Origin of the sequence: Larkinella punicea (assembly GCF_003334855.1) — a bacterium.
Lineage (GTDB): Bacteria > Bacteroidota > Bacteroidia > Cytophagales > Spirosomataceae > Larkinella > Larkinella punicea.
Genome location: NZ_QOWE01000001.1, coordinates 227689 through 250153, shown reverse-complemented (window position 1 = coordinate 250153; position 22465 = coordinate 227689). Strand labels below are relative to the sequence as shown.

At 52.2% G+C, this 22465-nt stretch carries 17 protein-coding genes; 10 read left to right on the top strand and 7 right to left on the bottom strand.

The window, feature by feature from the left end:
- Positions 1-51: 51 nt before the first annotated feature.
- Positions 52-762, bottom strand: a complete 711-nt coding sequence (locus tag DUE52_RS00945; protein ID WP_165840836.1) for a response regulator — start codon at positions 760-762, stop codon at positions 52-54.
- 374 nt (positions 763-1136) lie between these two features.
- Between DUE52_RS00945 and DUE52_RS00940 the strand changes: the two genes are divergently transcribed.
- The 7 genes from DUE52_RS00940 to DUE52_RS00910 all read left to right on the top strand — a co-directional run bounded on the left by DUE52_RS00940 (position 1137) and on the right by DUE52_RS00910 (position 10468).
- Positions 1137-4616 (top strand): response regulator, encoded by a 3480-nt coding sequence (locus DUE52_RS00940; RefSeq protein ID WP_114404059.1) that lies wholly within the window; start codon positions 1137-1139, stop codon positions 4614-4616.
- Positions 4613-5440, top strand: a complete 828-nt coding sequence (locus tag DUE52_RS00935; protein WP_114404058.1) for a CheR family methyltransferase — start codon at positions 4613-4615, stop codon at positions 5438-5440. Before DUE52_RS00940 ends, DUE52_RS00935 begins: the two co-directional genes overlap by 4 nt.
- A gap of 166 nt (positions 5441-5606) precedes the next feature.
- Entirely contained in the window at positions 5607-6176 is a 570-nt protein-coding gene (locus DUE52_RS00930) for a chemotaxis protein CheB (protein WP_114404057.1), read from the top strand.
- 10 nt (positions 6177-6186) lie between these two features.
- Positions 6187-7299 carry a sensor histidine kinase gene (locus DUE52_RS00925; RefSeq protein ID WP_114404056.1) on the top strand — a complete coding sequence of 371 codons (1113 nt, stop codon included), beginning with the start codon at positions 6187-6189 and terminating at the stop codon, positions 7297-7299.
- Positions 7300-7454: 155 nt separating this feature from the next.
- Positions 7455-7886: a response regulator gene (locus tag DUE52_RS00920; RefSeq protein WP_114404055.1), complete on the top strand. Its 432-nt coding sequence runs from the start codon at positions 7455-7457 to the stop codon at positions 7884-7886.
- A 120-nt stretch (positions 7887-8006) separates the two neighbouring features.
- A complete protein-coding gene (locus DUE52_RS00915; RefSeq protein ID WP_114404054.1) occupies positions 8007-8210 on the top strand; it encodes a heavy-metal-associated domain-containing protein in 204 nt (67 codons plus the stop codon).
- Positions 8207-10468, top strand: coding sequence for a heavy metal translocating P-type ATPase (locus tag DUE52_RS00910; protein WP_374755883.1), 2262 nt, complete (start codon positions 8207-8209; stop codon positions 10466-10468). Before DUE52_RS00915 ends, DUE52_RS00910 begins: the two co-directional genes overlap by 4 nt.
- Before the next feature lie 238 nt (positions 10469-10706).
- On the opposite strand, the gene DUE52_RS00905 is transcribed toward DUE52_RS00910, so the two are convergent.
- Both DUE52_RS00905 and DUE52_RS00895 read right to left on the bottom strand, forming a co-directional pair.
- The gene (locus DUE52_RS00905; RefSeq protein WP_114404053.1) at positions 10707-11447 is read right to left on the bottom strand and encodes a nuclear transport factor 2 family protein; all 741 of its coding nucleotides are present in this window, start codon (positions 11445-11447) and stop codon (positions 10707-10709) included.
- Positions 11448-11881: 434 nt separating this feature from the next.
- Positions 11882-12994, bottom strand: a complete 1113-nt coding sequence (locus DUE52_RS00895; protein ID WP_114404051.1) for a Gfo/Idh/MocA family protein — start codon at positions 12992-12994, stop codon at positions 11882-11884.
- A gap of 442 nt (positions 12995-13436) precedes the next feature.
- Here DUE52_RS00895 and DUE52_RS00890 point away from each other — a divergent pair, with 442 nt between their 5' ends.
- Together DUE52_RS00890 and DUE52_RS00885 are read left to right on the top strand one after the other, a co-directional pair.
- Positions 13437-15893 (top strand): TonB-dependent receptor, encoded by a 2457-nt coding sequence (locus DUE52_RS00890; RefSeq protein WP_114404050.1) that lies wholly within the window; start codon positions 13437-13439, stop codon positions 15891-15893.
- Positions 15894-15908: 15 nt separating this feature from the next.
- Complete coding sequence (locus DUE52_RS00885) at positions 15909-16829, top strand: DUF4249 domain-containing protein (protein ID WP_114404049.1); 921 nt, start codon at positions 15909-15911, stop codon at positions 16827-16829.
- 139 nt (positions 16830-16968) lie between these two features.
- Here DUE52_RS00885 and DUE52_RS00880 read toward each other — a convergent pair whose 3' ends face one another.
- The 3 genes from DUE52_RS00880 to DUE52_RS00870 form a co-directional block, all read right to left on the bottom strand.
- On the bottom strand, positions 16969-17661 hold the full coding sequence (locus DUE52_RS00880) for a DUF3800 domain-containing protein (protein ID WP_114404048.1): 693 nt from the start codon (positions 17659-17661) through the stop codon (positions 16969-16971).
- Positions 17662-17796: 135 nt separating this feature from the next.
- Positions 17797-19869, bottom strand: a complete 2073-nt coding sequence (locus tag DUE52_RS00875) for a ComEA family DNA-binding protein (protein ID WP_229312019.1) — start codon at positions 19867-19869, stop codon at positions 17797-17799.
- 137 nt (positions 19870-20006) lie between these two features.
- Positions 20007-20903, bottom strand: a complete 897-nt coding sequence (locus DUE52_RS00870) for a PPK2 family polyphosphate kinase (protein WP_114404240.1) — start codon at positions 20901-20903, stop codon at positions 20007-20009.
- Positions 20904-21208: 305 nt separating this feature from the next.
- Here DUE52_RS00870 and msrA point away from each other — a divergent pair, with 305 nt between their 5' ends.
- Positions 21209-21802: a peptide-methionine (S)-S-oxide reductase MsrA gene (gene msrA / locus DUE52_RS00865; protein ID WP_114404239.1), complete on the top strand. Its 594-nt coding sequence runs from the start codon at positions 21209-21211 to the stop codon at positions 21800-21802.
- A gap of 39 nt (positions 21803-21841) precedes the next feature.
- Here msrA and DUE52_RS00860 read toward each other — a convergent pair whose 3' ends face one another.
- Positions 21842-22267 (bottom strand): response regulator, encoded by a 426-nt coding sequence (locus tag DUE52_RS00860; protein ID WP_114404047.1) that lies wholly within the window; start codon positions 22265-22267, stop codon positions 21842-21844.
- Positions 22268-22465 lie beyond the last annotated feature (198 nt).

The window sequence follows — 22465 nt, the reverse complement described above, 5'->3', positions numbered from 1 at the left end:
ACGGGTGGTTCTGGAGAGTAAGCTGATCGTTCGCGGATCGATTTGAGCGGCTTAGCGCTTGATCAAGACTTCCAGCGTTTCGAGACCAATTGCAATTTGCCGGAACAAATCCGTCAGACTTTCCCGAACCTGCTGGTCAGTCAGGGCCGGATTTTTCTCAATCTTTTTTAGCCCGGCGGCAATGTCGAGCATGGCGACGGAGTTGAGCGACGAGCGGAAACGGTGCGCCAGGTGATCGAACTCATCGCGGTTATTCTGGTCCAGAGCCTCGAACAGGGCTTGCTTATTGATCGGGAGTTCTACTTTAAAAAAGGCAATCAGGTCGTTGATTAAATCGTGATCACCACCGGTTATTTCCCGTAAATACGTTTGATCTACCACCGGCGTTTGTTCGTCTTTTCGGGGTAAAAACCGCTCCAGAATGGCCTCCAGTTGCTTTTTTTGGATGGGTTTTGCCAGAAAATCATCCATGCCGGCTTCCTGACACCGGGGCCGCACCTCGAACTCCGGATTGGATGTAACGGCCACCACCGGAATCGATAAGCCTAATTCTTCCCGAATCTGTTGCGTTGCCGTCAGGCCGTCCATCACCGGCATCTGGATGTCCATCAAGATCAGATCGACGGTTTCTTTTTTCAGGAAATTAACGGCTTCCAGCCCATTGTTGACCACCACACTGGGGATTCCGTATTTGCGGAGGAGGGTGGATAAAAATGTCTGGTTAATGAAATTGTCTTCAACGATCAGAACCCGAACAGTCAAGTCAGTTTTTCTGGTTTGTTGCACACCTGGAGGGTTCATATTCAAAATCGGGATGCCGGCAAAATACACAACACTATTTTTAGGAACAATAGTCTGATATTTTTTTATGATTCTTTGTCTGATAAACTGAATTCCTTACTAGCTTTAGGGAATACTATTAAATCTACAGCTTTGTAAATGTAGTAACAATAGCGGTACGATTTTTGCCTTTTTGTAATTTATTGAATGGCTTCATCATCGGGTTTTATCGTATGCCAACTGGATCGTGTCACGGCTAAGCCGGGGTTGCCAAATCCCGTATTAGCCGCATATTTGGCGAAACTACTTTGCGCATATTCGGCCTCTGTTGCCCGCCGTTTTGACGCTTCAACTGTATGAAATTATCGTCGACCAATCGGTTGTATATTGGGATTGTCCTGGCTCTGTTTCTCTTTGTTGCGCTTGGTATCATCGCGTTTCGAACCATTCGAAATCAGTTTGATGAAGCCCGGTGGGTTCGGCATAGCTATCAGGTTCTGAAAAGTATAGCCATTACGGAACAGTTGCTGGTTGACATGGAAACCGGCCGGCGGGGCTTCCGGGGCACGAACGAAAAGCGGTTTCTAAAATCGTATTATGAGGCCGTTGGGAAAATCGAAGGATCGGCTGACGCCATTCGGAAGCTGGTGATCGACAGTCCCGAACAAACGGAAAGGGTGGTGGAAGCCGAAAGGCATATTCGGGAATTGTTGTACTACTGGAAAGGATTGGGCGATGATGCGGCTCTCTACACCAGGGCCGATATTGTCCGCGTCACCGACGGCGAAAAAGCCCGGATGGACCAGGTTCGGAAAACGCTGGACGAGATGATTCTGGCGGAGGAATTGCTCCTGAACAACCGTGAAAAAGAAAGCGACAAGGCCGTTATCACGGCCATTTATGTCTTCAGTGTCGGGGCGGTTATTCTGTTGATTCTGGGCGTCGTTGTTTCCTATCTGTTTTGGTATGAGATGAATAAGCGCCAGAAAGCGGAAGCCCGGCTGGTGCAGAATCTGGAAGAGGTCGAACAGCTCAACCAGGTCAGCACGGAAAAAAACTGGCTGCTGACCGGCATGACGGTGGTGAACGATTCGGTTCAGGGCGTGGGCGAATCGGAGTCGCTGGCGCAGGAAGTCCTGCGAAAGCTGACCCGGTATCTCGACGTTCAGGCGGGCGGTTTTTACTGCTACGATGACGAAAAACACCATCTGGAACTGAACGCATCGGTTGCGCTGCCGACCCACTCAACCCGGTATTATGCAATTGGAGAAGGCCTGGTGGGGCAGTCGGCCACGGGGTCGGATGTGGCCGTGACCAGCCACGTTCCGGCCGACTATTGGGCCATTCAGTCGGGCAGCGGAAAAGCCGTTCCGGGGCAGGTGGTCTGTGTGCCGCTCTGGTACAAAAAAGAACTGAAAGGCGTCATTGAACTGGCGACGTTCCAGCCGCTGACCCCCACGCAACTCGATTTGCTGAAATCCGTTGCCAACAACATTGCCATTGCGCTGAACGCAGCCGATGCCCGCCGAAGGGTAAACCGCTTGCTGGAACAGGTGCAGGAACAGAAAGAAATTCTGGAAAACCAGCAGGAAGAACTCCGGCAATCGAACGAAGAACTGACGCGGCAGGCGGAAATTTTGCAGGCATCGGAAGAGGAACTGAAGGTGCAGGAGGAAGAATTGCGGCAGATCAACGCCGAACTGGAAGAGAAAAATGAAGCTGTTGAGGTGGGTCGACAGACGCTCGCCCTGAAGGCGCGTGAGCTGGAAGAAACCGGTCGCTATAAGTCGGAATTTCTGGCCAATATGTCGCACGAACTGCGGACTCCGCTGAACAGCGTCCTGATTCTGGCCAAAATGCTGTCTGAGAACAAGGCCGGTAATTTGACGGGCAAACAGGTCGAGTACGCCAATGTGATCCATAAATCGGGTTCGGATCTGCTCAATCTGATCAACGACATTCTGGATTTGTCCAAGATTGAAGCCGGAAAAATTGACATGGTGGCCGAAAACGCGACGGTCAGCGGGATGGTTTACGATCAGGAGCAACTGTTCAGCGTGGTGGCGGAGCAGAAAGGCGTCACCCTCATCACCGAAGTCGACGAGTCGGTGCCGCCGGTTTTGTTCATTGCCAAACAGCGACTGGAGCAGGTTATCAAAAACCTGTTGTCCAACGCCTTCAAGTTTACACCCCAGCGCGGAGTGATCACGCTGTCGTTCAGCACCAGGAATCCGATGGACGGTTTTGCCAACGAACCCCTCCTGAAAGCCGACCGGTGGCTGGTGATTGCCGTCAAAGACACCGGCATCGGCATTTCGCCGGACAAGCAGCAGGTCATTTTTGACGCGTTTCAGCAGGCCGACGGTTCGACCAGCCGCAAGTATGGCGGCACGGGTCTCGGACTTTCCATCAGTAAGGAACTGGTGAAGCGGCTCGGTGGCGAAATGCGGCTGCAAAGTGAAGAAGGGCAGGGGAGCACGTTTACGGTTTATTTGCCGCTGACCGAAGCACAAACCGGCGATAAAACCAGCACCGTTGCCCCCGAACCGAAAAAGGAAAGTGTTTCTTCGACACCTATGAACGGAACAATGCCGCGTTTGCAAAACGGCATTGTTGAACAGAACACGCTGAAAGACGACCGGAACACACTGGAAAAAGGCGACAAAGTAATGCTGATTGTGGAAGACGATCCCATTTTTGCCGGGGTTGTGCAGGATTTTGCCCGCAACAAAAAGTACAAGACGATTGTGGCTTTACGGGGCGACGAAGGCATTTATTACGCCCGAAAATACAAACCGTCGGCCATCATTCTGGACATGCAACTGCCGGTGGTGGATGGCTGGAGCGTGATCAACTGGTTGAAAAACGACGAGAGTCTGAAATCGATTCCGGTACACGTGATGTCGGCGGCCGACGAGCCGAAGCTGGGCATCGGGAGTGCGCTGGCGTATATCCGGAAACCGGTCGAAAAAGACGATCTGGAGAAGGCGTTTGACCGGATCAGCGACCACTTGCAGGGGCAGATCAAGAAGGTGCTGGTGTTGTCGGGCAATTACCTGAACGACGATTCGCTGCGGCAATTTATCGGACAGCGAAAATTCGATCTGGAGTGCGAATACGTCGCCACCAACGCGGAAGCACTGGAAAAACTGCGGAAAGAACCGTATGACTGCCTGATTGTCGACATGGGGGGCGATCTGGAGAAAGGTGTCCGGCAATTGAAAGACCTGCGCGAAGCCATGCCGATGGAATCGCTGCCGGTGATCATTTACATGGACAAGGATTTGAAACCGGCAGACGAATGGCAGCTCAAAAAACTGTCCGACGTCGTGATCCGGGAGTCGTCGCAGGCCATCGACCGGCTGATGGATGAACTGGAACTGTTTTTGTATAAAGTGCAGGAAGTTGAGAAGAAGGAGTTGCCTAAACCGCTGACTAAAATCAACGACCAGAGCCTGCAAGGGAAAAAAGTGTTGCTGGTAGACGACGATATGCGGAACGTTTTTGCGCTCAGTACTTTGCTGGAAGACCAGCAAATGAACGTTTTGACCGCCGTCGACGGTCGGGAAGCGCTGGAGGTGTTGCAGCAGCACCCGGATACGGACATTGTGCTGATGGACATCATGATGCCCGAAATGGATGGGTATGAAGCCACCCGCCGGATTCGCTCGGATTTGAAACTGCTGCATTTGCCGGTGATTGCCCTGACGGCCAAGGCCATGCCCGGTGACCGCGAAAAAACCATCGAAGCCGGGGCGTCGGATTACATCACCAAACCGATCGACAGCGGCCGGTTATTTTCGTTAATGCGTGTCTGGTTATCCGTCAAAGCATGACCGTACCGATTTACATTTCAGCGGAGGATCTGGAAGAGGTCGTTCACCTGGTTCGGCGGCAGTATGGCTACGATTTCGGCGATTACGCCCGGGCGTCGCTTCAGCGTCGCGTCATCCGGTGTATGCAAAAAGCGGGCTGTCTGACGGCCTTTGAACTGAAGTACCAACTGACGAACGATGAGCGGTTTTTTGCCTGGTTTATCGAGTCGCTGACGGTGAACGTCACGGAGATGTTTCGTGATCCGGCTTTTTATAAAGAACTGAGGAATACCGTATTGCCCAAGCTGGCGTCGTATCCGATCCTAAAAATCTGGCATGCGGGCTGCTCGACGGGCGAGGAGGTGTTTTCGATGGCGATTCTGTTGCATGAAGCGGGTTTGCTCAACCGGACGCGCCTGTATGCCACCGACCTGAATCCGGCCAATCTGGAGCGGGCGCGGCAGGGCATCGTGCCGTTGCAGAACATGAAAGAGTATACGTCCAACTACATTCAGTCGGGCGGAACCAACGATTTTTCATCGTATTACACGGCCCGGTATGAGAACGCAATTATTCACAAGGAATACCGGAAGAACATCGTTTTTGCGACCCATAATCTGGCAACCGATCAGGTTTTCAATGAGTTTCAACTGGTTTGTTGCCGGAATGTGCTGATCTATTTCAACCGGGAGTTGCAAAACCGGGTTATGACGCTGTTCAGCAACAGCCTGGCTCCGCTGGGCTATCTGGCGCTGGGCATGAAAGAATCGCTGCTGTTTTCGGAGGCCCGGGATCAGTTCGATGTCGTGAGCCCGGTGGTTCGGATTTACCGGAGTAAGACTTAAACCCCCAACCCCCTAAAGGCCGGGCGGCCGGTGCCGGGCTAAAACATCCGGATTTTAAAGCCCGGCACCGGCCGCCCGGCCTTTAGGGGGTTGGGGGCGAAAAGCGAAAGCACTTAACAGCCCTGCCCTTCAGGGGGTTGGGGGCAACCATAAACCAGAAAAACCGATGACCGGATGTAGAGTGGTGGCAATTGGCGGTTCGGCGGGTAGTATACCGGTCGTAACGGCTTTGTTGCAGGCCCTGCCGACGAGCTTTCCGTTTGCGGTTTTCGTGGTTTTGCACCGGCTGAAGAACGTTACCAGCAGCATGGACACGATCCTGACCAGCAAAGGCCGGGGGCTTGTGATTGGCGAACCCGACGACAAGGAGGCTATTGTGGCGCACCGCGTCTATCTGGCTCCGCAGAATTACCATTTGCTGATTGAAGCCGACCGGACGATCAGTCTGGATTATTCTGAGCCGGTTCATTACAGCCGTCCGTCGATTGACGTCACGTTTGAGAGCATTGCGATGGCCTACGCCGGAAGTGCGGTGGCGATTTTGCTGAGCGGAGCCAACCAGGACGGTGCCGACGGGTTGCTGGCCATTGTCCGGCAGGGTGGGGTGGCCATTGTTCAGGATCCGGCCACCGCCGAGTATCCCGTGATGCCGCAGGCCGCCATTAACCGAAATAAAAATGCGGTCGTTTTGACACCCGAACACATTGCCTCTTTTTTACACACACTCAACGATTAACTGAAAAACAATGGTAACAGCGAACCACTCTCCCGATATGACGATCATGCTGGTCGACGACCGCGAGGAGAACTTGCTTGTGCTCGAAGAAATGCTGGCGAACGACCAGCGAACGTTCATCAAGGCGACGTCGGGCAACGAAGCGTTGCGGTACGCCCTGAAAAACGATCGGATTGGGCTGGTTATGCTGGATGTTCAGATGCCCGAAATGGACGGTTTTGAAGTGGCCCGGATTCTGAAATCAAATCCAAAAACCAGGGACATCTCCATCATTTTCGTTACCGCCATCAACAAGGAAGAGCAGTATATTCTGAAAGGATTTGACGAAGGGGCGGTCGATTACCTGCAAAAACCGCTGGACGTCAACGTGACCAAAGCGAAAGTGAATGTATTTGAACAATTGTATCACTACCAGCAGGAATTGAAGCAGACGGCGCTCCAACTTGAGAAAATAAATAAGCAACTGGAGAAGTTTGTCTACATCGTCGCGCACGATCTGAAGTCGCCTTTGGTGGGCATGATTGCGGCTCTGTCGTTGCTCGAAATGAAAAACGAGGAAGAGGTGGTTCCGCGCGAAGAAATTCAGGAATATGTGGGACACTCGAAGTCGGCGGCTTTTCATTTGTCCGACATGATCAATTCCCTGCTGGAGTATTCGCGGAAAAATGTGGCGCAACAAACCGTCGAGGAGGTGAATGTTCACGAACTGGTCGATCAGATTGCCCTGCTGATTTTTCCGCCCCGGCACATTTCCATCGAAATTAAAGGGCAATTGCCGGTGTTAAATACCAAAAAAATCAAGCTGCATCAGATCTTTCAAAACCTGATCAGCAATGCGATCAAATACAATGACAAACCCGCTGGCCTTGTTGAAATCGGCTGCCGCGACCGGGGCCGTTCCATCGAATTTTACGTCAAAGACAATGGCCCGGGAATTGCACCGGATGAACACGAAGCGATTTTTAAATTATTTCGCACCACCTCCAACGTTGCCCAGGCCGAAAGCAGCACCGGCGTCGGGTTGTTTATTCTGAAAATGCTGGTCGAGGAGCAGGGGGGCAAGGTGTGGGTGGAATCGGAAATGGGTAAAGGAAGTACATTTTATTTTGATTGGATGAAGTAGGCAGAAGACAAAAGACAAGAGATTAAAGACAAGAGATTAAAGACAAAAGATAAAGGCATAAAGAGGGGCCGGAGTTAGTGCAAACTTCTCAATGCCTGATTGTTAAGTCTTTTGTCTCTGGTCTAATTTCTATTATCTAGAAGGGCAAAAACGCTATGGAAACGAGTATTACTTTTTACGTTGTGGAAGACGATCAGACCGATTTTAGTTACATCGATCGGGCCATTCATGAAATACAGCCGGATCTGAAAATTCGCCGGTTTTTGCACGGCGCGGCTCTGCTGACGCATCTTCAGAGCATTCTCCCGGAAGAATATCCGTCGCTGATCATGCTGGATTTTTTTATGCCGGTTCTGGACGGGCTGAAGACCCTCCGGCAATTGAAAGCCAACGAAAACTACCAGCAGATTCCGGTCGTGATGTGGTCGGGATCATCGCGGCCCGAAGACATCAGCCAGGCCTACCGGCTCGGTGCGCGGGCGTTTCACACCAAGCCGGTTTTGTTTGAAGACTGGCAGGAACAGTTACAAACCACTTTGCGGTATTGGTTGCGGACGGTGGAACTGCCCCGTTTGGCAGAATATTAAGAGATCATTCCCTTATTCCTGGCGATGTAACACAATTCTACACGAATCATCCGGAATTCTGTACCATTTGCTCTTGTTCTATCACTGATCTTTGCCGTATCAAATCACAAAAACAAGAGCATGGAAACGATACAATTCAAAACCAATATCAAGTGTGCCGCCTGCGTGGCCACCGTAACACCCTTTTTGAACAAAGCCGTTGGCGAAACTCATTGGCAGGTCGATACCCTGAATCCAAACAAACTGCTGACGGTGGAAGGCGCCACGGTCGATCAGGTGAAGGAAGCGCTGAAAGAAGCTGGTTATAAAGCGGAACCGGTATGAACGCGCAACCCACGGCGGTGGCGAAAACCGCCCGGGCCGGTGCCGTCTCCAAACCGGTTCGGAAAACCTACCCCGTTCTGGAAATGAGCTGCGCGGCCTGTGCCGTCAGCGTGGAGTCGATGCTGAAAACGACGCCGGGGGTGGTCGATGCGGGCGTCAATTATGCCAACCAGCAGGCCTGGGTGGAGTTTGATCCCCAGGTTGTTACGCAGCAGGAACTCCAAACCGCCATCCGTTCCATCGGCTACGACCTCGTGATGGATGTGGAAGACCCACAGGCGGTGCAGGCCGAAGCGCAGGAACGCCAGTATGAATCCCTGAAAAAGCGGATGATCTGGGCGGCTGTTCTGTCGGTTCCGGTGGTGGTGATCGGGATGTTTTTCATGAATATTCCGTACGCCAACGAAATCATGCTGGTGTTGTCGGCACCGGTTGTGTTTGGTCTGGGCCGCTCGTTTTTCGTCAATGCCTGGAAACAGGCCCGGCACGGAAAAACCAACATGGATACGCTGGTTGCCTTGTCGACCGGCATTGCTTTTCTGTTCAGCACGTTCAACACGCTCAACCCGGATTTCTGGCACCGGCGCAACATTCACCCGCACGTCTATTTTGAAACCGCTGCGGTGATCGTCGTCTTTATTTTACTGGGAAAACTGCTTGAAGAACGGGCCAAATCGAACACCTCTTCGGCCATTAAAAAACTGATGGGATTGCAACCCAAAACCGTCCGGATCGTGGAAAACGACGTGGAAACGGAGATTCCGGTAGCGTCGGTTCGGGTGGGTCAGGTGATTGTGGTGCGGCCCGGTGAGAAAATTCCCGTGGACGGCGTCGTGGTTGCCGGTACGTCGTTCGTCGATGAAAGCATGATTTCGGGCGAGCCGGTTCCGGTGGAAAAGAAGGCGGAACAGACAGTTTTTGCCGGAACAATCAACCAGAAAGGCAGCTTCCGGTTTCGGGCCGAAAAGGTCGGTGCCGACACGGTTCTGGCGCAGATCATTCGTATGGTGCAGGACGCGCAGGGCAGCAAAGCACCGGTGCAGAAACTGGTCGACCGGATTGCCGGTATTTTCGTGCCGGTTGTCATCAGCATCGCCCTGTTGACCTTCCTCGTCTGGATGTTATTCGCGGGTGAAAACGCGTTTGCGCAGGCCTTGCTGACATCCGTAACCGTTTTGGTCATCGCCTGTCCGTGTGCGTTGGGACTCGCGACGCCCACGGCCATTATGGTGGGTGTGGGCAAAGGTGCCGACAACCAGATTCTGATCAAAGACGCCGAAAGTCTGGAATTAGGCCACAAAGTGAACGCCGTTGTGCTGGACAAAACCGGTACCATTACCGCCGGAAAACCTACGGTTACCAACCTGGAATGGCAACGTTCCGACATCGCTCAGGCATCCTCCGTTCTATACGCGCTGGAAAACCAATCGGAACACCCGCTGGCCGAAGCCGTCGTTGAGTATCTGACCGGTTTATCCGTGAAAAGTCTGCCGCTGGAATCGTTCGAGAGCCTGACCGGGCGCGGGGTTTCGGCGCGGTATGAGGGCGTTACCTATCGGGTGGGCAACCTTCGTTTGCTGGACGAACACGGTATTTCGGTTGATGCTGTGGTTGAAAAACGCGTGAAGCAGTGGCAGGACGAGGCTCGAACGGTGGTGTATTTCACCGATGAAAAAAACGTGCTGGCGATCATCGCCATTGCCGACCAGATCAAGGAAACATCCAAAGCCGCGATTGAGACTTTGAAAAACCGGGGCATTGACGTGTATATGCTGACGGGCGACAATCCGCAAACCGCCCGTGCCGTGGCCCAAGCCGTCGGGCTGACTGATTTTCGCGCCGAGGTGATGCCGTCCGATAAAGCCGCCTTCATCCAGGAATTGCAAAGCCGGGGCAAGGTGGTGGCGATGGTGGGCGATGGAATCAACGATTCCCAGGCGCTGGCGCAGGCCGACGTCAGCATCGCAATGGGCAAAGGCTCCGATATTGCGATGGATGTAGCCCGGATGACGCTCATCACGTCCGATTTGGGCAGCATTCCGAAGGCACTGGAACTGTCGCGGAAAACCGTGCGGGTGATTCGTCAGAATTTGTTCTGGGCGTTTATTTACAACCTCATTGGCATTCCGATTGCGGCCGGGATTCTGTTTCCAATCAACGGTTTTCTGCTCAATCCGATGATTGCCGGAGCTGCAATGGCGCTCAGCTCGGTGTCGGTCGTTAGTAATAGCCTGCGCTTGCGAGGGGCGCGGTTGTGAAGAGGGCTACAAAATGAATCATCCCTACGGGATTTTGTGAATTCGATCTTTACCTTGTTGGGCGGGTTGAAACCCACCCCTACAAAATGACTTATCCCTACGGGATTGTTGTATTCATAATCCCGTAGGGATGATTCATTTTGTAGCCCTCGGTTTTAACCGGGGGTATAGATTGAACAAAGTAGGTCTAAGAATCCCGTAGGGATGACCCATTTTGTAGCTTAAAACCGGGATGACGTTAGGACATTGGTTGCTGAACGCCCCACTGCTCCACAATTTTCCCCTGGCTCAACCGGAAAATGTCATAGAACGCACCCGGTTTTTGATCAAGCTGACCTTCGGATTGCACCACCACAAAATTGCCCTCGCCAATAATCCGCAGGACTTTTTGAATGTCGAAATCGCCTTTTTTTTCCTGCAAATACTGCCATAACCCATCCCGCCCGTTGGCAATTTCGGGCTTGTGCTGAATCAAATCCGACGTGACATAGTCCGAAAGTGCGTCAATTTTCCGCTCGATCAGAACGCGTTGAAAAAACGCGCTCACTACGTTTTTATTCGCTTCGGTTGCCCCAATGTCCTCCATGTCAACGGCTCCGTCCATCATCGGATGCCTGTTCAGGGTGGTTTCGGGCTGTTGCTGAATGGCGTCCCAATGTTCAATGACCTGCCCGTTCCGAAGCCGGAACAGATCAACGACGACCATTGGCTTCCCGCCGAATTCAAAGCGCAGGTTTGTCACCACGTAATCATTTTCCGCAATAAGTCGCATGAACGGTTTGGCCGGAGTGGTTGGTTTGGGCATTTGCTGCATGGCTTTCAGGGCTTCCAGTAGCCCCGCTTTGCCCGGTTTCACCATCAGGCTGTGTTGGATGTAATCGTCGGCAATGATTTGTTCGGCATAATCGAGGTCGCCGTGGGCAACCGTGCGCCGGTAGAAATCCCGGATGATGGATTTATTGCGTTCTGTATTTTGCATGATTAGTGTCTGTTTGGAAATGGCTCTGGAACACGAAACGATCCGAAAAACCGCTGCGCATAGCAGCGCTACCATGAAACCGTTTGATTTCATGAGGAAAAAAAGAAGGAATTGAATGAAACTGAAAAATCGTCAGACTACCAGGAAAAGCCTGATTTACCCCAAAGAAAGGGCGTGCGAAAACACCCTACCGGATTTCGGTGGGAATTTTCGGGGAAGGTTGGCGGTATGTGATGATTCGATGCAGCAGTGCCGCAAAGGTAAGGGCTTACCGTATAAATTACAATGGGTTACGGATTAGATTCATCCCACGAGCCTGAAAGGCTCACATCACTAGCCCCGGCTATAGGCCGGGGGGGGGATGGCCGGGGGGGTTGGGTATGGTTGATATGGTTGGTATGGTTGAATATGGTTGGTGATGGTGTGGAATAACATCAGGAACGCGCCAGCCGATCGGCATCCACCGCCGTCAGCAGCGAAACCAACCCATTTTGTTCGGTGATCTTCCGGTGGGTTTCGGGATAGCGAATGGCCGATGTCTGGTCGATGAACATCTGCCGGAGCAACTCGCCGTAGAGGTGCATTTTCTGGTGGTCGAAACCGTAGCTGATCTGAACCTGCTGGGCGATTTCAAAGTCCTTGTTGCGTCCCCGCGCAGCCCGGTCTTTACCACCATAATTGGCCGTAATATCCAGAATAGAACCCGGAAATAAATCCATCAGCGCCCGCGTTCCGGCTTCGTCGACCAGCCCCCGGATAACGGCCCGCGTAGGCACCCACTCCTGCAACGTAACGTCGCCCCGCTCAAACAAAAGCCGCATTTCCTGGCGGTCCATCCGGCCCACCTGCGTAAAACCGTGGTAGAAATTGACCAGCGCATCGCCGTAGCGAACGGTCGCGTTCACCTGGTCTTCGAGGTCGCTGCCCTCGCGTTTGCAAACCTGAGCGGCTTCCACCCGGCCTTCGCCCAGCCAGCCCGCAAACATATCGAAGAAGTGAACGCCATGTTCGATAAAAATACCGCCACTAAGTTCCCGGTCCCAAAACCAGTGCTGGGGCGAAAGCCCTTCGTCACCCGCGTAGTTTTCGAAATAACCGTGTAGGAATTCACCGAGTATCTTCTTGTCAATCAGTTTTTTAACCCGCTCGAACATCGGATTGTACCGTTGCATCAGGTTGGTGACCATCAACAAGCCTTTGCTCTCGGCGAAGCTGACCATTTCGTGGCCCTGTTCGGCATTCATCGCCAGCGGTTTTTCGCAGATCACGTGTTTGCCAGCCCGCAATGCCTGCATCGACTGTTCGTAGTGCAGAAAAGGGGGCGTGGCAATGTAAACGATATCCAGATCCGGCTGGTCCAGCAATTCGTCGATGGTGTCGAAATGCGTGGCTCCGAAGCGGTTGGCGGCCTTGGTGGCTTCTTCGCGCTGGGAACCGGCAATGCCGATTAGCTTCACATTGGGGGTCTGGAGGAAATGCTGGGCGGCAAAAAGACCGAAGCCGCCGAAACCGATAATGCCTAAACCCAGTTCTTTTATTTTACTCATGATACCGTTCAGATTGTGGATGTTAAACGTGAGAAGTGGTTTTCGCTCCGGGCCGTAAAACCGTAAGTACGCTATATCCTAACCATAAACCGGCACAACTGTTGAGATTGAATGGTATATACTTAGCCAGCAGGTAATTAGTTTTCTAACAATATGTCTGACTTTCCGGAACAATCTGTCGTTGGGACGCATTTGGTAGGTTGAAGGGGCAAATTTTTCCTACACCGCAGAGCGTGAAAAACCGTACTTCATCAGAGGGAGAAGAGAAAAAAAAGGCAGGATTAATTTTATACTACACCTCATGCCTTTCAGGGCTGGATTTTGGCGGTTCATCATTTTTTTGTCCTACGGGATGGGGGGAAAGCCGACCTTTGCTGTCATTCCGTCAATGTCGTCGTAACGCACGATATACGTTAAACCACCATCCTATGAAACACGCCTTATGAAAAAAATCGTACAAATTGGCCTGTTGCTGTTGCTGGTCGGCCCGGCTGTTCTGGCGCAGGGCACCCCCGATCCGGCTCCTGCAAGTCGGCGAACCAATGGGCAGGCCACTGTGAGCGGCTATATTAAAGATGCTGCCAACGGCGAAGGCCTGATTGGCGTTTCGGTGTTCGTGAAAGAAACCGGTTCCGGCATCACCACCAACTCTTACGGCTTTTACTCGCTGACCTTACCCCTGGGAACCTACAATCTGGTGTATACCTACGTTGGGTTCACCAAACAGAACCGCACCATCGACCTGACCAGCCAGAACGTCCGGCTGGATATGGAATTGAAAGAAGAAGGGCGTGACCTTCAGGAAGTTGTTGTTTCGACCAAACGCGAAGACGACAATGTGAAAGACATTGCAATGAGCGTCAATACGGTGGAAATGAAGACGATTCAGAAAATTCCGGCGTTGCTGGGCGAGGTCGACGTCATCCGGAGCATTCAACTGCTGCCGGGCGTCTCGACGGTCGGCGAGGGCGCAACGGGTTTCAACGTCCGGGGCGGCAACGTCGATCAGAATTTAGTATTATTAGACGAAGCGCCGGTTTATAACTCTTCCCACCTGTTCGGTTTTTTCTCGGTTTTCAACCCCGATGCGGTCAAGGACGTGAAACTGGTCAAGGGCGGTATTCCGGCGGTGTATGGCGGACGGATTTCGTCGATCCTCGACGTTCGGATGAAGGAAGGAAATTCCAAGAAAACCACGGTTTCGGGCGGAATCGGCCTGATCTTTAGCCGGTTGACACTGGAGCAGCCGCTGTTTAAAGATAAAGACGGGCAGGCCCGGGGTTCTTTCATCATCGCCGGTCGCCGGTCGTATGCCGACATTCTGGCCAAACCGTTTCTGTCCGGCGATTTGAAAGGCTCCCGGTTTTTCTTCTACGACCTGACCGCCAAGGCCAATTACCGCATCAACGACAAAAATACGATTTACCTGTCCGGTTATCTGGGTCGCGATGTGTTTGGGGCCGATTTTGGATTTAACTGGGGCAATACCACGACCAGTTTGCGCTGGAATCACGTATTCAGCGACAAGCTTTTCCTGAACACCACGGCTTTTTACAGCAATTACGACTACCTGCTCGACAGTGATTTGAAGCGGAAAGATCCCAAAGATTATTTCAACTGGAAATCGTCCATCGTCAATTACAGCATCAAACCGGACTTTACGCTGTTCCTCAAAAACAACACCCTGACGTTTGGTGGTCAGGCCATTGTCTACGATTTCCAGCCGGGGCTGGCCAATGCTGCCAGTGGGGGCGACGTGCGGACGTTTGGGCTGGAGAATAAATATGCCCTGGAAAGTGCGCTCTACATAGGCAATGAGCAACTGGTTTCCAAGCGGTTGCAGTTGCAATACGGATTGCGGTATTCACTCTATAATTACCTCGGCCCCGGCGAAGCCTACGAATTTCAGACCGATGTGCCGCCCAACCAGCGCCGGTTTCCGGTTTCCACCACGACCTACGACCGCAACGAAACCATCAAAACGTACGGTAACTGGGAACCCCGGTTTTCGGCCAAGTATGAGTTGAATGAGGTTAGTTCGTTGAAAATGAGTTACAACCGGCTGGCGCAATACATTCACCTGGTTTCGAACACCTCGGCTTCCACGCCCCTGGATGTCTGGACACCATCGACCAACAACATCAAACCGCAGATTGCCGACCAAATTGCAGGGGGCTATTTCCGGAATCTGGGCAAAACCGGTACGGAGTATGAAGTGTCGGTGGAACTCTACTACAAATGGCTGCAAAACCAGGTCGACTACATCGACGGTGCCGACCTGTTGCTCAACAAATACCTCGAAGGCGACTTGCTGAACGGCAAAGGCCGTGCCTACGGCGCTGAGTTTTTCGTGAAAAAGAACAAAGGCGACCTGACGGGCTGGGTGAGCTACACGCTGGCGAAAACCGAACGGTTTGTGGACGGCATCAACAACAACCGCTGGTTTCCGACGCGTTTCGACAAGCGGCACACGCTGAATGCCGTGGCTTTGTATGACCTGAACAAACGCTGGAGTTTCTCGGCCACCTTCGCTTTTGCGACGGGGACACCCGCCACGTTCCCGACGAATGGCTACCTTTTTCAGGGGTATCTGGTACCGCACAACGCCGAGAATTCCAGGAATAATTACCGGATTCCGCCCTACCACCGCTTAGACCTGGCGGCTACGTTACAAAACCGCAAGAAAAAACCGACGCAGAAGTGGGAGAGTAACTGGGTATTTTCGGTCTACAACGCCTATGGTCGGAAGAACCCATTCTCGGTCTTTTTCCGGCAGGCCGAAGACAAACGGACGGTGACGCTGAACGGCGAACAGGTGCAGATTCCGGTCGCCGAAGCCGTGCGCTATTCGGTTTTTGCCACGCTGATTCCGTCGGCAACCTACAATTTCAAGTTTTAGACGATAGAAACCGCCATGAAAAATATACACATTTTCGGTTTTTCGGTCATCCACGTAATCTTGCTGGGGTTGCTCCTGCTGGGGCTGTCGTCCTGCGAAGATCCGATTGATATTGACCTGCAAACCGGCCCGTCGCAACTGGCCATCGATGGCTGGCTGACCGATCAGCCGGGGCCACAAACCATCAAACTCACGAAAACCACCGGGTATTTTGACGCAGCGCAGCCCCCGGCCGCTTTGGGTGCCACGGTGATTGTGGCCGACGAAGACAGCGTGATTCACGAATTTATCGATGTAAAAGGGAACGGTACCTACGTCTGGACCCCGAAACCCGGCGAAGTATTCGGAAAAATCGGTAAAAAATACCTCTTGGGCATCCGGTTTGAAGGGCAGGAATATTACGCCATTTCCCAGATGAATGCGGTTCCCGCCATCGATTCGCTGGTTTTCCGGGAAGAAAAACCCAATCCGCTGGAGGATCGGAAGGGTTTCGCGGGCGAGTTTTACGCAACGGACCTGCCGAACCAGACGGATTATTACTGGATTCGGACGTATCGCAACGGCAAGCGGCTCGACGAAACCAGCGACATTGTCGTGTCGTACAATGGTTCGTTCAACGGTTCGGCTGATACAGACGGTTTGTTGTTTATCCAGCCCATCCGGACGTCGATCAACCCTGACAGTTTGTACAACCGGAACGACTCGGTGAAAGTGGAAGTGTTGTCGATCACGCCGGATGCGTTCTATTTCTTCCAGCAGCTCAGCACCCAGATCAACAACGGCGGGCTGTTTGCCTCACCGCCCGCCAACGTACCCACCAATGTGGTGAACCGCAACGCCAGCGGCCCCAAAGCCGTCGGTTTCTTCGGCGTTTCGGCGGTTAGCAGCAAGACGGTGAAAGTGGAGGAGGTAAACATTCGGCCGAGCGAGGATTGAAAGGAAGATAGGAAATGCAACTACTTCGTTGTCGCTCGCGACATGCGAGCGACAACGAAGTAGTGTATGTTAGCCAACAAACATAGAATAAGAATATCTTCAATTATTTTTCGTCTTCTGAAAATGCAACGAACTTAACTCAAAGCCGTTCGCAAAGGCCATGACGAACACCGCTCTCTTGATCGAATCGATCTGCAATAATGGAGAAAAACTGGGTGTCCTGACGTTCATAATATCGAAATATTGCGTAAGACACCAGGTCAGCCAATTGTATAAGCCGCGACGCACGGGAATCAAGGAACAGAGGTACTTCTGACAAATTACGCAATACTCCCCATGTATGTCCCAACGTCCGGAAGTTTGTAGCTAATCCCTGAATAGTGCTTTCGTAAGTGGATTTATCAAAAATAATGATGCCGCGTTGTGGATCATTCTTTTTATGTAACCGGCCCAAGTAATGATCAAATCTACTGGCCAATTGTTCAAAGGCCATCTCTACAGGATCATGTGGGCTAACCTTTGCTTTGTTGATGACACAAGCGAAAATACGATTGGATGGATGCGAATTTGCTAATACTGAAAGGGCATCTTTGATCGCTTGTACCCTATCTTGTTTTGGAAAAGGTTTCCAACTGTTCCGTCCTCCCATCATGGGGCTGCCATGCAACTCGACGGAATTTATTTCTGCAGGATTGAAGCGTTCGGCAATCCGGTCGAGTTCATTCGATATCCAAAAGGTTTGTCTTTCAAAGAAGGAAATCCCTGCCAGGACAAAGTGTATTTGGTTAGGATCAGCCGCGCTCCCGGACTCGTCAGCGTAAAGTAAATGCATAAAAAAACAGCCAAGGAGAAACCATGTTCTCGCGGCCCAAAATGGCAGGGCCTCTCAACTGCACTACAAATATAGTAATATTATTTGACATCATTAACAAAAATGTCAAATCACTACAAGCTGATGGCGTAACCTTCATAGCTTCCACCGCACCTGCACTTTCACCTCGCTCTTGTGCGGTTTGTCAATCTCGTCCAGATCGGAGCCGACGGTTTCCTGTTTTCGGAAATCCGTTCGGCTCCAGCGGAGCCAGACGTCCAGGTGTTTGTTGAGGGTGTACTGCATCAACAGGTAATTCCGGATGCCTTTGTTGGCGTAGGCTGGAATCGAAAACGCGGAGAGCACATCCCGCTCGTAGACATACTGGCGGCTGTCGTAATCGTTCGTGCTGAACCACGCCAGCCGCCCACTGAGGGATAATCTTCCGAAGTCCGCCGTAGCATCCTGCACGATGGCCAGCCCGTTTGACGCGGAATATCCTGCGTACCGGAAGCTGCCCCACTGAATCCGGGTTCGGAATGACCAGATTCTGGAAGGGGAGTAGTCGGCGTTGAACGCGTAGTTTTTCCGGACGGTTTCAACGGTTTCCTGGCCTTTGCTAAGCCGCGTCGGCAGGTTTTTCTCTTTGTGTTCTTCGTGGTAAATCCCGTAGACCGTAAGCTTTTTGGTGGGCGTGTAGGTGGTTTGCAGCAGGTAATCGTACCCCTGCGACGGTTTATCGACCAGGTATTTCCACCACGGAAACCGGTAGTAATCCATGAAGGCACCCAGCGTCAGCTTGCGATAGATGACATACCGAAAACCGGTATAAATGCCGCGTTCGTTGCTGTTGCGCGTGTTTTCGCCGAACGCATTGGCGTAAAAACTGTGAAAATTTCGGGCGTAATACCGGCCCAGAATCGCGACGTCAAACCGCTTGGTCAGGCTGGCGACCGCGCCACCAACGGCCCCAACGCCCCCACTCGACGAACGGGCGGCTTCCCCAAAAAAATTGACGTTTTGCCATAAATAACTGCCGTGCAGCCCCAAAACCGTGTTTTGTTTCCCCACAAACTCAAAACGATTATACGGCAGATCGCGTTTTTGCAGGGTTTTGTCGAAAACCGTGTGCAGAACCGTCGCGCCCAGTTGCCACCGTTGCTCCCGGTGGTAAAGCAGGTGAATGCCCAGATTCTGTTCCAGCAGACTGGCGCGGTCGGCCAGTTCGGACGTGGTGCGGTGCAGGCCGCTGGTCTGGAGTGAGCTGATCTTGTCTTCCTGATTTTCAGGGTCTTCCACCACGTTGCCATCCCGCCAATTGCGAGCCGCCAGCAAAGTAATGTCCCAGTTTTTGTGCAGGGAATAGGTGGCCGTCAGCCCGCGCAGAAAACCGGATTCGCTCAGCGAACTGTAAGGCCGTCCGCCCAGCGAGGGCCGCCGGACGCCCGCGACGGTTTCGGTGCCTTTGCCCAGCGAAAAGCCCGACGCCAGGATGAGCCCCTGACCGATTTGCAGTTGGTAATCGCCGATCAGAAGGTTCCGCCAGCGGCCCCGGTTCTGGAATTGGGCGTGAAACGAAACGTAGTCGATGCCGTACTGATAATGGCCCGGTTTCCAGCGAAACGGTTCGCCGGGGTCCTGCTCCAGCGTCAGCCCGAAGCTGAACTCGCGCGGGCGGCTGTAGCGATACCGCCAGTACCACTGCTGCCGACTGCCGTCGTAGCGCCGGGGCAGGTTGCCGTTTTTGTCCGGTTCTGCCGACGTAAATCCCTTTTGCTTTTCCAGAACGCGTTCCACCCGCATGATCAGGTAATGGTCGGTGGGGTTGCGAACCGAAAGCGAGCGGTTTTGGGCATCGACGGTAACAAAAGGCAGCAATCGGCGGATGGTGGGCAGGTCGAAATCCGGGACGGCCTGGAGTTCATAAATCGAAAGCAGGCTGCCAAAGCGGGTGCGGTATTCCGCCAGGCTATTGAGCTGGCGTTCGGTCAGCAGGGAGGTGCCCGCCAGTTCGTCGCGGGTGGCGGTGTTGAGATCGAGCGGGTTGGTGTAAAGCTGGTACAGATTCTCGTAAACCGCCTGGTAGTCAATGCCTTCGGTTTGAACCGGAAACAGGTTCTGAATGAACGCCGTGAGGTTGGTTTCGCGCCGACGGTATTCCTGCGCGACGGCAAACGACCGGATGAGCAGAAAACCGCAGATCAGCCAAAGGGTAGAACGGTATTTCAAATCGTCGTGGCAACGGGGAAGGCCGCACCTCCGCCGGACGGCCCGTTCCGGCTGAAAGAACTTCTCTCAGTTGCTTAGACGAAAAAAAGAACCGGAAGACACTCCGGTTCAGACGGTTTGGCGAAAAGAAGGCCGGATTACTCGCCCTTGATAACGGCGACCAGATCCTGCAAACTCTTTTTCTGACGCTTGTTCACTTTCGGATAGTCGGTTTTGAGATTTTTCACTTCTTCGACCAGAATTTTAGCGACGATCAGCCGCATGTTTTTCTTGTCATCGGCTGGAATGATGTACCAGGGCGCTTTTTTGCTGGCGGTTGCGTTGATTGCATCCTCGTAAGCCTGCATGTACTGGTTCCAGAAACCGCGCTCCACCACGTCCTGATCGTCGAATTTCCAGTTCTTCGACGGGTCTTCGATGCGGCTGATGAGTCGCTCGCCCTGTTCTTTTTTCGACACGTTCAGGAAAAATTTCAACACCGGAAAACCGTTGCGGTTCAGGTACGTCTCGAAGTTGCTGATGTCTTTGTAACGCTGTTTCCAGAGTTTGTCCAGTTCGACGGTGCGTTCCTCGGGCAGCCGCTGGGTTTGGGTCAGAATTTCGGGGTGGACTTTCACCACCAGCACTTCTTCGTAATAGGAGCGGTTGAAAATACCGATGGTGCCGCGTTCGGGCAGGTTGATGAGGTTGCGCCAGAGAAAATCGTGGTCCAGTTCCTGATCGGTCGGTCGTTTGAACGAGTGGACGCGCATACCCAGCGGGTTGACACCAGAAAAAACGTGCTGAATGGTGCTGTCTTTGCCGGCGGCATCCATCGCCTGAAAAACCGTCAGCAAACCGTAGCGGTTGTGGGCGTACATTTTCTCCTGCAATTCATTCAGTTCGGTGGTCAGGTTGCGCAGTAAGACCTCGTAATGATCCGAATCTTCGTACAAATCGTCTAGTTTGGTGGGGAAATCGGCGATGGCGAATTTTTCAGATCCGCGGCCGTCGAAACGAAACGACTCTGTTTTCAGGGCAAATGATTCCGTCATGGGTTTTATTGTCATGGTTTGCGGTATTCGGGTTACGCCGGGCAATTTCTTTTTCCGGCGAACCGTCTTAAAATAGATTCTGTTCTTTAAAAACCGTTGGATTGATTCCCGCGTAGATACAGGCTGGAACTCGATTTTGTTATACCGGTGTAAGGTCGGAATAAAACCCTCAACTTCGTACAATGTTTAAACCCATGCATCTAAAACGCGTTAGTACCTGGCTGCTGGCCCTGTTGCCCCTGGCGTCTTTGTCGGCCTGTGGCCAGTCAACGAAACAACAATCATCCGAGAAAAAATCTAAAATTATGAATACCAACAACCCTGTATCAACTGCCGCCGGCATGGAAAAAGCCACCTTCGGCACGGGCTGCTTCTGGTGTACGGAAGCCATGTTTGAATCGCTGGACGGCGTTTCGGATGCCGTTTCCGGCTACGAAGGCGGTTCCAAAGTGAACCCTACTTACAAAGAGGTCTGCACCGGCAACACCGGCCACGCCGAGTGCGTCGAGGTGACGTATGACCCGAAAAAAGTAACGTATGCCGAACTGTTGCAGGCCTTTTTCCGCAGCCACGACCCCACTTCGCTCAACCGGCAGGGGGCCGACATCGGAACGCAATACCGCTCGGTGATTTTTTACCACAACGACGAGCAGAAGCAACTGGCCGAAACCGTGAAGAAAGAGCTGAACGCATCGGGTGCGTATGACAAGCCGATTGTAACGGAAATCAGCCCGGCCGAGAAATTTTACGAAGCCGAAGCGTATCACCAGAGCTATTTCGCCAACAACCCGGAGCAGGGCTACTGCTCGTTTGTGATTGCGCCGAAGCTCGACAAGTTCCGCAAGGTGTTTAAAGACAAGCTGAAGAGCAATGACAAAGTGACGTCCAATCACGAGTAATGCCTGACATCAAAAAAGCCCCGGAAGGGGCTTTTTTGATTACTTGATATAATTTGGAGACACACACTCCTGCCAGTATTCTACGATCTTTCGGATGGTTTCCTTCAGTTTGTCAAATTTGGAGGGTTTGATAAAAAATCCCTGAACCGATTTGGAATAGGCGTCAATAACGTGCTCCTGTTCGGCGCTTGTCGTGAAAAACAGATACGGAATGCATTTCAATCGTAAGTCTTCGTTCGCGTGAATTTGTTCCCTCAATTCCAATCCGTTCAGCTTCGGCATGTTGATATCCGAAATAACGATAAAGGGTTCGATGGACGTGGAGACTAAATAGCGGAGGGCTTCCTCGGCATCCATGAAAAAGACAAGATCATTCTTGTAGTCAAGTTGCTTAAATACTTGAGTCAACATCTCCTGATCATCTTCATCGTCTTCTATGATTACGATTGCCCCTGTCTTATTCATCGTGCTATAAAAATGAGTTTACCTGCAACCCTCTGATTGGGGTGATAAGAAACGCAGCAGAAGAAAAGAGAAAACGGTCTGCTGGGTTCTCAGAGTCTCAAAGATAGGATTATATAATTTAGAATAACTGATGAATACTTTTTACCCGATCAAGCCGGGTGTAGATTACTAATCATTCGATTCGTACTTTACAACCGG